The 13,657-nt window shown below is 64.2% G+C and carries 10 protein-coding genes and 1 pseudogene; 3 read left to right on the forward strand and 8 right to left on the reverse strand.

Annotated features, from left to right (window positions below; genetic code table 11):
- The 7 genes from IVA91_RS01080 to IVA91_RS01110 form a co-directional block, all read right to left on the reverse strand.
- A complete protein-coding gene (locus tag IVA91_RS01080) occupies positions 1-1,284 on the reverse strand; it encodes an acetyl-CoA C-acetyltransferase (protein WP_247450098.1) in 1,284 nt (427 codons plus the stop codon).
- Positions 1,284-3,551, reverse strand: a complete 2,268-nt coding sequence (locus IVA91_RS01085) for an acyl-CoA dehydrogenase (protein ID WP_247279564.1) — start codon at positions 3,549-3,551, stop codon at positions 1,284-1,286. Before IVA91_RS01085 ends, IVA91_RS01080 begins: the two co-directional genes overlap by 1 nt.
- Positions 3,552-3,869: 318 nt before the next feature.
- Positions 3,870-4,493, reverse strand: coding sequence for a flavin reductase family protein (locus tag IVA91_RS01090; protein WP_247279563.1), 624 nt, complete (start codon positions 4,491-4,493; stop codon positions 3,870-3,872).
- Between the two features lie 174 nt (positions 4,494-4,667).
- Entirely contained in the window at positions 4,668-5,267 is a 600-nt protein-coding gene (locus IVA91_RS01095; RefSeq protein WP_247279562.1) for a TetR/AcrR family transcriptional regulator, read from the reverse strand.
- A gap of 34 nt (positions 5,268-5,301) precedes the next feature.
- Positions 5,302-8,439, reverse strand: coding sequence for an efflux RND transporter permease subunit (locus IVA91_RS01100; protein ID WP_247279561.1), 3,138 nt, complete (start codon positions 8,437-8,439; stop codon positions 5,302-5,304).
- A 179-nt stretch (positions 8,440-8,618) separates the two neighbouring features.
- Entirely contained in the window at positions 8,619-9,725 is a 1,107-nt protein-coding gene (locus IVA91_RS01105; RefSeq protein WP_247279560.1) for an efflux RND transporter periplasmic adaptor subunit, read from the reverse strand.
- 276 nt (positions 9,726-10,001) lie between these two features.
- Entirely contained in the window at positions 10,002-11,324 is a 1,323-nt protein-coding gene (locus IVA91_RS01110) for an MFS transporter (RefSeq protein ID WP_247279559.1), read from the reverse strand.
- A gap of 77 nt (positions 11,325-11,401) precedes the next feature.
- Between IVA91_RS01110 and IVA91_RS01115 the strand changes: the two genes are divergently transcribed.
- On the forward strand, positions 11,402-11,836 hold the full coding sequence (locus tag IVA91_RS01115; RefSeq protein WP_247279675.1) for a DUF2809 domain-containing protein: 435 nt from the start codon (positions 11,402-11,404) through the stop codon (positions 11,834-11,836).
- On the opposite strand, the gene IVA91_RS01120 is transcribed toward IVA91_RS01115, so the two are convergent.
- Positions 11,833-12,384 (reverse strand): TetR/AcrR family transcriptional regulator, encoded by a 552-nt coding sequence (locus tag IVA91_RS01120; protein WP_247279558.1) that lies wholly within the window; start codon positions 12,382-12,384, stop codon positions 11,833-11,835. The genes IVA91_RS01115 and IVA91_RS01120 overlap by 4 nt on opposite strands.
- A gap of 116 nt (positions 12,385-12,500) precedes the next feature.
- Between IVA91_RS01120 and IVA91_RS01125 the strand changes: the two are divergent.
- Together IVA91_RS01125 and IVA91_RS01130 are read left to right on the forward strand one after the other, a co-directional pair.
- Positions 12,501-13,353: pseudogene (locus IVA91_RS01125) on the forward strand (oxidoreductase).
- 137 nt (positions 13,354-13,490) lie between these two features.
- Positions 13,491-13,655 carry a zinc-binding dehydrogenase gene (locus tag IVA91_RS01130; protein ID WP_247279556.1) on the forward strand — a complete coding sequence of 55 codons (165 nt, stop codon included), beginning with the start codon at positions 13,491-13,493 and terminating at the stop codon, positions 13,653-13,655.
- Positions 13,656-13,657: the final 2 nt, after the last annotated feature.

The raw sequence follows: 13,657 nt of genomic DNA on the forward strand, positions 1-13,657 counted from the left end.
TCACAGCGCCTCGATCAGCATGGCGCCGCCGAGCCCGCCGCCGATGCATTCGGTGGCAACGCCGCGCCGCGTGCCAAGCCGCTTCATGGCGTTGACGAGATGCAGCACGATCCGGTTGCCGGAGGTGCCGACGGGATGACCGAGCGAGATCGCGCCACCGTCGACGTTTAGTCTTTCGCGGGCGATCTCGCCGGCTGCGCCGTCGAGGCCCAAAATCTCGCGACAGAATTTATCGTCGTTCCAGGCGGCGAGACAGCCGAGCACCTGCGTGGCGAAAGCCTCGTTCAATTCCCAGGTCTCGACGTCGTTGATGCTGAGGCCGTTGCGCTGGAGCAGCGGCGTCGCCGAGATCACCGGGCCGAGCCCCATGATGCTAGGATCGAGCGCGGCCCAATTGCTGTCGACGATGACAGCTTTAGGGGTGAGCTTATGCTTGGCGACCGCGGCGTCGGAGGCCAGGATCACCCAGGAGGCGCCATCGGTGATCTGCGAGGAATTGCCGGCGGTCACCTGTCCCCAGGGGCGCTCGAACACCGGCCGGAGCTTTGCAAGCGTCTCGGCCGTCGAGTCCGGGCGTACGCCGTCGTCATGGTCGAAGAACTTGCCATCCCGGGAGAACGCGGTCTCAACCTCGCCCTTCAGAAAACCTTCGGCCTGCGCATGCGCAAGGCGGCGATGGCTCTCGGCCGCGTAGGCATCAGACTGCGCGCGCGTGATGCCAAAGAGATGACCGACGACCTCGGCGGTCTGGCCCATGTTCAAATCGGTGACGGGATCGGTCAGTCCGCGCTCGAGGCCGATGACCGGCTTGAGATAGCTTGGGCGCAGCTTGAAGGCTGCGGCGAGCTTCGCGGCAACGCCCTTGGCGGTGGCGAGCCCGGCGAACCAGCGCACGCCGGAATTCGGCCAGACCAGCGGCGCGTGGCTCAGCGCCTCGGTTCCACCGGCCAGGATCATGTCGGCATGGCCTTCGCGGATGTAGCGATAGGCAGTGTCGATCGACTGCATCCCGGAGCCGCAATTGATCTGTACCGTGAAGGCAACCATGTCCTCGCCCATGCCGAGCCGCAGCGCGGCGACACGGGCGGGGTTCATCTCGTCCGCGATCACGTTGACGCAGCCGAGGATGACCTGGTCGAAGTCAGTCGGGGCGAACGGCTGGCGCGCCAGCAGCGGTCGGCCGCATTGCACAGCGAGATCCACCGGCGTGAACGGGCCGGGGCCCGAGCGCGCCTTCAGAAACGGCGTCCGACTGCCGTCGATGATGAAAACCGGTCGTGCCATCAGCTCGCCGCCCTCTGTTCACCGAGTTCCTGGAAGAACTGATGCACGTCGCCGGATTTCTTGTAAATCGGTGACAGCGCCTCAGGCGCAAAGTCATCGACCTCGATCACTTCGTTGACGGCTTCGCGGGCCGCGGCGAGCTGCTCGCCCTCGGCTTGCGTGATCACACCCTTGGCGACCGCGTCCTTCCAGTCGCGGACCTGCGCGGCGCGCACGCGCCTAGCGATCGCATCGGTTTCTGCAGCGAGCTTGAACGCGCGCTCAAGCCGGGCAAAGCCGCCGTCGTCGTCGACATGGGCGAGATCGGGCGTGAGACGCTCGCGCGCCGCCGACGGCTCCAGGACGAGGCTTGCGCATTGATGGACGACGCGGTCCGACGGGCCGAGCACGCGTGCGCCGAACGGCTGGACCACGAGCTTGAGGAAGGCTGCGACGAAGCGGTTCGGCAGATTGGCCAGAATTTCCGCGAGCCGGTTCTCGATGGTTCGGAAGCCCGTCGCCATGCACCATTCCAGCGCGGCGAAATCCTCCTTCTGACGGCCCTCGTCCTGCCAGCGCTTCAGCGCGGCCGAGAGCAGATACAGCTCGGACAGAATGTCGCCGAACCGCGCCGACAGCATCTCCTTGCGCTTGAGCGCGCCGCCGAGCGTCAGCAGCGCCAGATCGGCGCAGAGCGCGAAGGCGGCAGAGTAGCGCGAGAGCTGGCGATAGAATGGCGTGGCATCGCCCGCATCAGGCGCCGGTGCGAAGGCGCCGAACGTCCAGCTTCGGCCAAAGGCGCGAAGCAGTGTGCGGAAGCTGTGGCCGACGTGCTTCCAGAAAGCCTTGTCGAACGCGGCGAGGCCGCGCTCGCGGTCGGTGTCGGCGAGCGCATTCATCTCGCCGAGCAGATAGGGATGGGCGCGGATGGCGCCCTGCCCGAACACGATGAGATTGCGCGTGAGAATGTTGGCGCCCTCGACCGTGATGCCGACCGGCACGGCGCGATGCAGATTGCCGAGATAGTTCTGCGGACCATCGATCACGGCCTTGCCGCCGTGGATGTCCATGGCGTCGTCGATCGCAGTGCGCATGCGTTCGGTCGCATGCAGCTTCATGATGCCGGAGATGACGGCAGGATGAATGCCGGCATTGAGCGCCGCGCAGGTCAGCCGCCGCGCCGCATCGAGCTGATAGGCGGTCGCGACGATGCGCGCGAGCGGCTCCTCGACGCCCTCGAACTTGGAGATGGAGATGCCGAACTGCTCGCGGATGCGAGCATAGGCACCGGTGGTGCGCGCCGCAAAGGCGGCGCCGGCGGCCGACAGCGACGGCAGCGAGATGCCGCGCCCGGCGGCGAGCGCGGTCATCAGCATCTTCCAGCCCTGCCCCAGCCGAGCTTCGCCGCCGATGACGTAGTCGAGCGGGATGAAGACGTCGCGGCCCCGGTTCGGGCCATTCTGGAACACTTGCATCGACGGCAGATGGCGGTGACCGATCTCGACGCCGGGCAGATTAGTCGGGATCAGCGCCACCGTGATTCCGAGCTCTTCCTGATCGCCGACGAGGTGATCGAGATCATAGGCCTTGAAGGCGAGACCGAGCAACGTCGCGACGGGGCCGAGCGTGATGTAGCGCTTGTGCCAGTTGAGACGAAGGCCGATCACCTCGCGGTCCTCGAACTCCCCCTTGCAGATGATGCCGGTGTCGACCATCGAGGCGGCATCGGAGCCGGCCTCCGGGCTGGTGAGGCCGAAGCAGGGAATGTCGCGACCATCGGCGAGGCGCGGCAGCCAGCGCTGCTGCTGCTCCTTGGTGCCGAAGCGCATCAAGAGCTCGCCGGGGCCGAGCGAGTTCGGCACCATCACCGTGACGGCGGCCGCGATCGAACGGGTCGAGATTTTTCGCACGACTTCGGAATGCGCATACGGCGAAAAGCCGAGCCCACCGAATTCCTTCGGAATGATCATGCCGAAGAACTTTTCGCGCTTGACGAAGTGCCAGACGTCCTGCGGCAGGTCGCGCCATTCCCAGAAGATCTTCCACTCGTCGAGCATGGCGCAGAGCTCGTCGACGGGGCCGTTGAGGAAAGCCTGTTCCTCCGCGGTCAGCGTTGCCTGCGGGACCTTCAGCAGCTTCGACCAATCGGGATTGCCGGTGAAGAGATCGGCGTCCCACCAGACGTCACCGGCCTCCAGCGCCTCGCGCTCGGTATCGGAAATCGCCGGCAGCACGCCGCGCGCGAGAGTGAAGATCGGCTTTGTCAGAGTGTCGCGGCGGAAGCTCATGGCTGACCTCATGCATCGGCGCGGTTATCGGGCATTTTAGCGGAAACTGGCTGGCCGAGGCGAACACTTCGCCTGCGAAATTGACGCGGCCGGGCGGCCGCCCAGGGGCCATAACGGCCGGGCCGCGGTGCCGGTTCCGGGATCGGGAAATGGGGCCGAACGCCTCGCCACAGTCATTCCCGGGCGACGTGCAAGCGTCGAGCCCGGAATCGAGCGTGCGGCAGCGTTGGTGGACCAATGGATCTCTGATGCACAATTGCGCATCATAGGTCGCGTCTGGCGACGCCGCGGAATGACCTGTGGAAGCAGCAGCCCGGCTTAATCCGGCCGGACCATCTCGAACATGTTTTCCGGCTTGATCTCGAAATAGTCGCCGCGGCGCCCCGCGCGGACGATAGGGCGGGCGGCGGCGGTCTGGTAGACGCCGTCCTTGATCATGGCCTTGTCGATGTGGACGGCGACGACCTCGCCGAGCGTCAGCCAGGCGTCAGCCTCCTTGCCGTTGGCGCCCTTGAGACGAACGATGTCGGACACCTTGCATTCGAAGGCGACCGGGCTCTCGCCGACGCGCGGCACGTTGACAAGCTTGCCGGGCACGGCGGTCAGACCCGCGACCTCGAACTCGTCGACCTCGGGCGCGACATGCGCGGCGGTTGCGTTCATGTGCTTCGCCAGATCCATCGTGGCGAGATTCCAGACGAATTCGCCGGTCTGCTGGATGTTCTCGACCGTGTCCTTCCAATTGGTGGAGGAGAAGCCGATGATCGGCGGCACATAACAGAACGCATTGAAGAAGCTGTAGGGTGCGAGGTTGACGTGGCCCCTGGCGTCGCGCGAGGAGATCCAGCCGATCGGCCGCGGCGCGATAATAGCGTTGAAGGGATCGTGCTTGAGGCCGTGGCCCTTGGAGGGCTCGTAGAAGTAGGGGTCTTTGGCGGTCACGCTCTGTTTCCTTCCCGTCTTGCGAGCGGAACGAAGCAATGCAGAATCCCTCTGCGGAGACAGCCTGGATTGCTTCGCTACGCTCGCAATGACGGAGTGTGTTGGTCCGTCCTTGCCGTCATCCCTCCGTTAGGGTGGCGCGAAGCTGCTTATAGGAGGAAAGCCACCGCCCCGTCAGTGCCGCGGCGACAATCCCGCGATGACGAAATCGATCATCTGGTCGATGGTCGGGCCCGGCTTGGTGGCGCACTGGGCGATCATCTGGGGATGGAAGAAGCGCATCATTGCGGTGCAGGAGCAGAGCGCGGCCAATTGCAGGTCCGGTGCCTCGAACTCGCCGGCGGCGACGCCCTGCCCGATCATCTGGCCGATCATTCCGGCGATACATTCCATGTGGGTGACGCAGACGTCCCAGTCCTCCTGCATGGCGATTTCGACCATCTCATGCAGCTTATTGTCGCCGACATAGCGCTCGGTGTTCATGCGATGGATGGTGGTGAGCAGCTCGCGGAAGCGCTCCAGCACCGGACCGGGCCGCGCCACGATCCGCTGCGCCTCCAGCTCAACCTCGCCCATCAGCGAGCGGGCCACCGCCTGATGGATCGCCTTCTTCGATTCGAAGAAGCGATAGACATTGGCGGGGCTCATCCGCAGTTCTTTGGCGATGTCTCCGACCGTGGTCTTCTGGTAACCGATCTGGCGGAACAGCCGCTCGGCCACCTCGAGGATACGATCCCGGGTGTCGCTTTCGATATGTTCCGTAATCAGTGTCATCTGTCAGGACTCGTCAGTCAGCACTTCATCTCACTTATTCAGCCGCTTCAGCAAGCGGAATTGCGCGTGGCTCATCGCTCCCATGCTGCGGCGCGGCAGGCTGCTCGGGAGTACCAGCCTCATCTAGGCTCTTTCTGAACCAAAGCGCATAGAGGCCCGGCAGGTACAAGAGCGTGAGGAAGGTCGCGACGAACAAGCCGCCCATGATGGTGATCGCCATCGGGCCCCAGAAGGCCGAGCGCGACAGCGGGATCATGGCGAGAATCGCGGCGAGCGCCGTCAGCACCACCGGTCGGGCGCGGCGGACGGTGGCCTCGACAATCGCCTCGCGCCGGGTCAGGCCGTGCGAGACGTCGGTCTCGATCTGGTCGACGAGGATGACGGTGTTGCGCATGATCATGCCGGCAAGCGCGATCAGGCCGAGCAGCGCCACGAAGCCGAACGGGGCATTGGCGACATTGAGCCCGAGAGAGGCGCCGACGATGCCGAGTGGCGCCGTCAGGAACACCAGGATCAGGCGCGAGAAGCTCTGAAGCTGGAACATCAAGAGCGTCAGCATCACCATCACCATCAGCGGGAAGAGAATGAAGATCGAGGCGTTGCCCTTGGCGGATTCCTCGAAGGCGCCGCCCGGCTCGATCCGGTAGGCCGGCTCGAGGTGGTCCTTGATCGCCTTCAGCTTCGGCGTGATCTGGTTGGTGACGTCGGGCGCCTGCACGCCGTCGACCACGTCGGAGCGCACGGTGATCGCCATGTCGCGGTTGCGCCGCCACAAGATCGGCTCCTCGTGGGCATATTCGATCTTGGCGATCTGCTGCAGCGGCACGGCAACGCCGTTGCGCGAGGTAATCGTCAGGTCGCCGACACCGCCGAGATCGAGGCGTTCGGACGGCGCCGCGCGGGCGACCACGCCGACCTTCTCGATGCCGTCGCGCACGGTCGTGACCTGCGCGCCCGAGATCAGCATCGCCAGCGCCTGCGAGACGTCCTGCGGGGTCAGGCCCATGGCGCGGGCACGGTCCTGGTCGACGACGAGCTTGAGGTAAGGCGACTGCTCGTTCCAGTCGAGCTGGACGTCCTTGACGCTCTTGTTCTGCCGCATGACGTCGCGGACCTGGTAGGCGATCTCGCGCACCTTGTTGGCGTCGGGGCCGATCACACGGAACTGGACCGGGAAACCGACCGGCGGACCGAAATTGAAGCGGTCGACGCGCACGCGCGCCTCGGACAGGAAGCCCTCGGCAGCGGCGTTTTCGATCTTGGCTTTGATGCGCTCGCGCGCCTCGACGCCCTTGGCGACGATGACAACCTCGGCGAAGGCCTCGTTCGGCAGCTGCGGATTGAGGCCGAGCCAGAAGCGCGGCGAACCCTGGCCGACATAGGCGGTATAGGTCTCGATATCCTTGTCGTCCTTCAGCAGGGTCTCGGCCTTCTTCACCGCCTTCTCGGTGACGTTGAAGGCGGTGCCCTCCGGCAGGCGGAGCTGGAGGAACAGCTCGGGGCGCTCCGACAGCGGGAAGAACTGCTGCTGGACATGGCCGAACCCGACGATCGAGGCGACGAAAATTCCGACGGTCGCGACCACCACGGTGATGCGATGATTGACGCACCATTGCACGATGGCGCGCAGGCCGCGGTACATGCGGGTCTCGTAGACTGCGTGCGGATCGTGATTGTGGTGGACCTTCGTCTCCGGCAGCAGCATGGCGCCGATATAGGGCGTGAAGATCACCGCCACGAACCAGGAGGCGACCAGCGCGATCGCCACGATCCAGAAGATGCTGCCGGCATATTCGCCGACCGCGGAATTGGCAAAGCCGATGGGGAGGAAGCCAGCGGCCGTGACCAGCGTTCCCGTGAGCATCGGAAACGCAGTTGATTCCCAGGCAAAGGACGCCGCGCGCATGCGATCCCAGCCCTGCTCCATCTTCACCACCATCATTTCGACTGCGATGATGGCGTCGTCGACGAGCAGACCGAGCGCGATGATCAGCGCACCGAGCGTGATGCGGTGCAGGTCGAGCGACATCGTGTTCATGACAATGAAGACGATGCCGAGCACCAGCGGCACAGACAGCGCGACCACGATGCCGGTGCGCCAGCCCAGTGCCAAAAATGAGACGAACAGCACGATGACGAGCGCCTCCATGAAGGAGTGCACGAACTCGCCGACGGCGTGCTCGACCACCTTGGGCTGGTCGGCAATCAGCCTGACGTCGATGCCCTGCGGCACGGCCTTCATGAATTCGCTCGTCGCCTTCTCGACCTCCTTGCCGAGATCGAGGATGTTGGCGCCCTTGGCGGTGACGACGCCGATGCCGATCGCGGGCTTGCCTTCCTGGCGGACCACGAAGCTCGGCGGATCGACATAGCCATGGGTGACGGTGGCGATATCGCCGAGACGGAAGACGCGGCCGTTGCTCTCGACCGGCGTCTCGGCCACGGCCTTGGCGCCGTCGAGCGCGCCGGTGACGCGCAGCGGCACGCGCTGCGACGAGGTCTCGACTGTGCCGGCCGGCGTCACGTTGTTCTGCTTGGCGAGCGAATCGAACAGCGCTTGCGGCGTGATGCCGAGGGTGGCGAGCTTGGCGTGGCTGAACTCGACGAAGATGCGTTCGTCCTGATTGCCGTAGACGTCGACCTTGGTCACGCCGGGCACCTTCAGGAGGCGCTGACGGAATCCTTCCGAGACCTTCTTGAGCTGAGCATAGTCGGCGCCGTCGCCGGTCATCATGTAGAGGATGGAATCGACGTCGGAGAATTCGTCGTTGACGACGGGCCCGAGGATGCCGGACGGCAGCTGACCCTGCACGTCGACCAGCTTCTTGCGAAGGAGGTAGAAGAGATAGGGCACGTCCTTCGGCGGGGTGCTGTCGCGGAACGTCACCTGGAGCGCGGTGAAGGCGGGCTTGGAATAGGTCTGCACCTTCTCGAAATAGGGCAGCTCCTGGATCTTCTTCTCGATGGGATCGGCGACCTGGGTCTGCATCTCCTGCGCGGTCGCTCCCGGCCACATCACGGAGACGTTGACCACCTTCACCGTGAAGAACGGATCCTCGGCACGGCCGAGCTTCTCATAGGAGAAGAAGCCGGCGACGCCGAGCACGATCATCAGGAAGAGCACCAGCGTCGGATGGCTGACGGCCCAGGCCGAAAGGTTGAAGCGCTTCATCGCACTCTCCGAAAGACGATCCAGTTGCAAAAACGACAGCCGCTCTATTGAAGGCCTCATCGCGAGGCAGCGAAGCAATCCAGGGGGCTGGGCAGGTTCTGGATCGCTTCGCCGCTTCAGCCCTTGCATTTGCGCTCGGGCCGAAACTCACCTCGCAATGAGGAACTCGTAAACGTTCGTTAGAAGGACAGCGACGAGACGATCCGCACCCTCTGGCTCGGATCGAGCTTCTGCACGCCGAGGGCGACGATCTTGGCGCCCTCTTCGACACCACCGGTGATGACGACGTCGTTGCTCTCGTAGGACTTCACCGTCACCGGCCTCAGCGTAATCGCGCCGTTGTCGTCGACGACGTAGAAGGACGGCTTGCCGCCTTCGTTGAACAACGCCGACAGCGGCAGCCGGGCGACGCGCTCGGTGGCGGCGTCCGACAGCGTGAGCGTCGCGGTCATGCCGAGCGCGACCTTGTCGTCGGCTTCGGGCAGCGAGAATTTTGCCAGATAGGTGCGGGTTGCCGGATCGGCCGCCGGCGCGATCTCGCGCAGCTTGGCCGTGTACTTCTTGTTCGGCTCGGACCAAAGAGTGACGCTGGCGGCGCCCGACTTGGCGCGTCCGACCAGCGTCTCAGGGATGGCGACGACCGCTTCCTTTTCGGCAAAGCGGGCGACACGGATCGAGGCCTGGCCCGCGGCGACCACCTGGCCGGGCTCAATCAGCGTTGCGGTGACGACGCCACGGGCGTCGGCGTTGAGCGTCGCGTAGGAAAGGGAATTCTTGGTCAGCTCGACCGAGCGCTCGGCCCGATTCAGGCGCGCACGGGCCTCGTCAGCGGCGGCACGACTCTGGTCGAGCTGGGCATCGGTGGTCCAGCCCTTGGCCTTTAGGTCCTTGGCGCGCTGCTCGGCAGCGGCGGCCTGGGCCAGCACGCCGGTCGCGGCAGTCAACTCGGCAACGGCCTGCTCGGCCTGGAGCTTCAGATCGATCTCGTCGAGAGTCGCCAGCGGCTGTCCGATTTCGACGGTCTGGCCGACCTCGACCAGGCGCTTTGCGACCTTGCCGGCGACGCGAAAACCGAGATCGCTCTCGATCCGCGGCCGAATGGTCCCGACGAAGCTCCGCTCGGGCGTCTCGGCGTCATAATGGGCCGTTGCGACCAGAACCGGCCGCGGCGGCTCGGCCTTTTCGGCGATGGTGTCATTGCACCCAGCCAGTGCGGCGGCCATCAGGGCCAGCGACACACCCGCCAACAGCCTGGAATAGCTGGACAAAACCGACCGGACGAACATCGAAGGACACTCCTGCATCTCGAATGAGAGGAATGTCGATTAATCACTGACAAAAGTCAATAATCGTCAGTCATCAGGAATCCGTGATCGTTAAGGGCTGGTAAGGATTGTCCCCGTTGTCAGGAAGGTGCGATGGTAGGGCGGACAACGCGAGATGTCCGCCCCAGCTCGAAGAGCGAAGGCGGACGCGTGCCACCTCGACAGTCACAAGCGGGGAGATGGGCACCGCGTGCGAAGAGCACGCCTTGGCCCACTGCAGGTGCTCCCTCGCCGTTCCTATTCGGCGAACTCGTGCTTGCTGTCATGGCCGCCGACGAAGACCAGGAGGCCGGCGATCAGCGGCAAGACGGCGAGCACGAGCAGGCCGCTTGAGGTTTGGCCAGTTGCTTCCTTGACCCAACCGATCAGATAGGGCCCGCCGAAGCCGGCGAGGTTGCCGACCGAGTTGATCAGGGCGATCGCGCCGGCCGCCGCGGTGCCGGACAGCCAGGCGGTCGGCAAGGTCCAGAACACGCCGAAGCAGCAGAACACCCCAATGGCCGCCACCGTCAGCACAACCATCGTGAGGGCTGGATCGGTGAGATAAGAGGAGATGCCGAGCGCAACCGCGGTGAGCAGCAGCGGCGCGCCGACATGCATCACGCGCTCGCGTGTCGCATCCGAATGCCGCGCCCACAGCACCATCGCGATGGTGCCGAACAGATAGGGAATCGCGGTGACGAAGCCGGTCTGCGCGTTGGTGAGGCCGAACGCCTTGACGATCTGCGGCAGCCAGAACTGCATGCCATAGAGCGCGCCGACGAAGCCGAAATAGATCAGGCTGAGCGCGATCACCTTCGGCGACGACAACGCTTGGCCGAGCGATGGATGCTTCACCGCCTGCTTGATTGCGATCTCAGAATCGAGCTTGGCCTTGAGCCAGGCCTTCTGCTCGGCCGAGAGCCAATTCGCCTTCTCCGGCCTGTCGGTGAGATAGAACCAGGTGACGATGCCGAGCAGCACGGAAGGAATGCCTTCGATGATGAAAAGCCATTGCCAGCCCTTCAGCCCCATCAGGCCGTCGAGCCCGAGCAGGAGGCCCGAGACCGGCGCGCCGATCACGGTCGAGACCGGAACGGCGATGGCGAAGGCCGCGAGAAAGCGGGCGCGATATTCGGCCGGATACCAATAGGTGAGATAGAGGATGATGCCCGGGAAGAAGCCGGCCTCGGCGACGCCGAGCAGGAAGCGCAGGACGTAGAAGCTCGTGACGCCGCTGACCGCCGCCATCAGCGCAGAGATGATGCCCCAGGTCACCATGATGCGGGCGATCCAGCGGCTGGCACCGAATTTTTCCAGCGCGAGGTTGCTCGGCACCTCGAAGATGAAGTAGCCGATGAAGAAGATGCCGGCGCCCCAGGAGAAGATCAGCGGTGTGAACTTCAGCTCCGCATTCATGGTCAGCGCGGCGAAACCGAGATTGACGCGATCGAGATAGGAGAAGAAGTAGGCCAGCACCAGGAACGGAATCAGGCGCCATGAGATAGTGCGGATAGTCGAGGTCTCGATTTCCGACTTGGCTGCGCCGACGGAACCGGCATAGGTCGTGGTCTGGCTCATGGCTTCCCCCGTGTTGTTGCTTTTGTAGCTAAGAGGCGGTTTTGAGCATCGCGGGCAAAGAGTCAATGGAGCGAGCAATGCACGGAGCGCAGCCGGATAAACGCGTTGCGCTGCTGCGGACATCGCTGATCCGCGCCGGCCTCGCGTTTGCGGTGATCGTCTGCGGGCTGTCTCTGCGCTGGTACGGCTTTCCGCTCGGCCTGCCCGCCTTCGCCGTGAAGTACGGCGGCTCGCTGTTGTGGGCGACGATGGTGTTTCTGCTGGTCGGTCTTTTGCTGCCGCGGCTGACGCGGATGCAGATGGCAGCTATCGCGGTCGTGATCGCGGTCGTCGTGGAATTCTCCCGCCTGGTGCATACCCCTTGGCTTGACGCGTTCCGCCTGACCACCGCGGGCGCGCTGCTGCTCGGGCGCATCTTCTCGTTATGGAATTTGGTGGCTTACGTGATCGGCATTGTGTTCGGCGTCTGGCTGGATCGGCTTGTGGAAACGCGCAGCCTAGGCAACGGCTAGCCAGCCAGCCTCTTCCTGGTGGCGCGGAGAATCTCGTCTGACAATTTGGAATCGCTCACGGCGCGGGCGAGTACAACCGCTCCGACCAGAGAGGCCAGAGTCACGATCGCGTCCCCATCGCGCTTGCGTTGGCCGGCCCCCGCTCCCATGCGGGCGCTGAGCCATCCGATCATGCCACTCACGCCGGCGGTAAATCGCTCTCGCGCGCCTTGGCTCTGGCGGTGCATTTCAGAGCACAGGGCAGCAAAGGGGCAGCCGCTTCCCGGTTCATCCCGGTGCGCCACCGAGAGATATTCGGAAACATAATCGCCGACCGTGGTGGTTTCACGGAGTTCGCGTCCTTTGGAGACGATCGCTTCGGCGACCGCCTCTTCGATTAGCCGCTCCTTGGAGCCAAATTGGCTGTAAAGGCCGCCATGCGTCATGCCGGCGGCTTCGGTCAGCGCGTCGACGCTGACGCCGGAGATCCCGCGCTCCCGGATCAGGCGTGAGGCCGCCGTTAGAATTCGCTCGCGGTTGTCGGCCGCCTTCTCCTTGGAAACGCGCATGTCGGAAGTCCCGAATCAGAGGTCTTGACAATTATAATTACGATCGTCATCTAATTCAAACATTACGATCGTCATCAAAATCTGACGGGCGCAGCGACGATCACCAGGAGAAAGTCATGGCCAAGGTAAAGATTGCTCTCGTGACAGGCGCCTCGTCGGGCATCGGCGAAGCCACCGCGCAGCGGCTCGCAACAGCCGGTTATAGAGTTTACGGCACCAGCCGACGCGGAGTTCAGGCAGGCAAGCGGCCTTTCGAGATGCTGGCCCTCGACGTGACCAGCGACGAATCCGTCACAGCGGCCGTCAGCGAGGTGATCGGGCGCGAGGGTCGCATCGATCTACTCGTGAACAACGCCGGATTCGGCGTTGCCCCCGCCGGCGCCGAGGAGAGCTCGATCGAGCAGGCCCGCTCGATTTTCGAGACGAACTTCTTTGGGCTGATCCGGGTGACGCGCGCCGTCCTGCCGCAGATGCGCGGTCAGGGCAGCGGCCGCATCATCAACATCAGCTCCGTCCTTGGCTTTCTGCCGATGCCCTATGGAGCGCTCTATGCGGCGACCAAGCACGCCGTGGAAGGCTATTCGGAATCGCTTGACCACGAGCTGCGCACGCGGGGTATCAGGGTCTCCACCATCGAACCCGCCTACACGAAGACACCGTTCGACGCGAACTTCATCGAGCCGGACGTCAAGCTCGACGAGTATCGCGAAGCACGCGCGGCCGTGAGCAGGCGGGTGAACGAGGTCATTGGCAACCGCCGAATCGCCGGATGTGGTCGCCGACACCGTATTGAAGGCGGCAAACGCGACGCATCCGAAAATTCGATACACAGCCGGCAAGCTCGCGAACCGCCTGCGACTTCTACGCAGGTTTGCGCCCGCCGGCCTGGTCGATGCCGGGATTCGAAAGGACCTCCGGCTTGATGCGGCTCAGCCGTCACGGTCCGCTCGTCTCCCACGAGCTTTTTGACGGCGCGCGCGCCGCCGCTCCCGGCCCTGCATTCGCCCGTGCTCGCGGCATGAACTTCTTCATGGTGTTCGGCCTGCTGAGCCGCAAGATCATTCGCGGCGCTGGAAAAACGCGGCGTCGAATATTCATTCCTGTTTGTGCATCCGGACGGGGGGCAGCTCTCGCAGATCTCGGACATTCTCACGGCGGGTCACATTCGGCCGGTGATCGACAAGGTATTTCCGTTCGCGCGGGCAAAGGACGCCCTTGGCTATCTTGCGAAGGGCAGGGCCAAGGGGAAAGTCATTGTCCAGATGAGGTGAGG

Source organism: Bradyrhizobium sp. 153 (assembly GCF_023073835.1).
In the GTDB taxonomy this organism is placed as follows: Bacteria; Pseudomonadota; Alphaproteobacteria; order Rhizobiales; family Xanthobacteraceae; genus Bradyrhizobium.

Coding starts and splice junctions, on each gene's coding strand:
- IVA91_RS01115 (WP_247279675.1), top strand. CDS start 11,402: ATGCACGGAGCGCAGCCGGATAAACGCGTTGCGCTGCTGCGGACATCG.
- IVA91_RS01120 (WP_247279558.1), bottom strand. CDS start 12,384: ATGCGCGTTTCCAAGGAGAAGGCGGCCGACAACCGCGAGCGAATTCTA.
- IVA91_RS01080 (WP_247450098.1), bottom strand. CDS start 1,284: ATGGCACGACCGGTTTTCATCATCGACGGCAGTCGGACGCCGTTTCTG.
- IVA91_RS01100 (WP_247279561.1), bottom strand. CDS start 8,439: ATGAAGCGCTTCAACCTTTCGGCCTGGGCCGTCAGCCATCCGACGCTG.
- IVA91_RS01105 (WP_247279560.1), bottom strand. CDS start 9,725: ATGTTCGTCCGGTCGGTTTTGTCCAGCTATTCCAGGCTGTTGGCGGGT.
- IVA91_RS01085 (WP_247279564.1), bottom strand. CDS start 3,551: ATGAGCTTCCGCCGCGACACTCTGACAAAGCCGATCTTCACTCTCGCG.
- IVA91_RS01095 (WP_247279562.1), bottom strand. CDS start 5,267: ATGACACTGATTACGGAACATATCGAAAGCGACACCCGGGATCGTATC.
- IVA91_RS01110 (WP_247279559.1), bottom strand. CDS start 11,324: ATGAGCCAGACCACGACCTATGCCGGTTCCGTCGGCGCAGCCAAGTCG.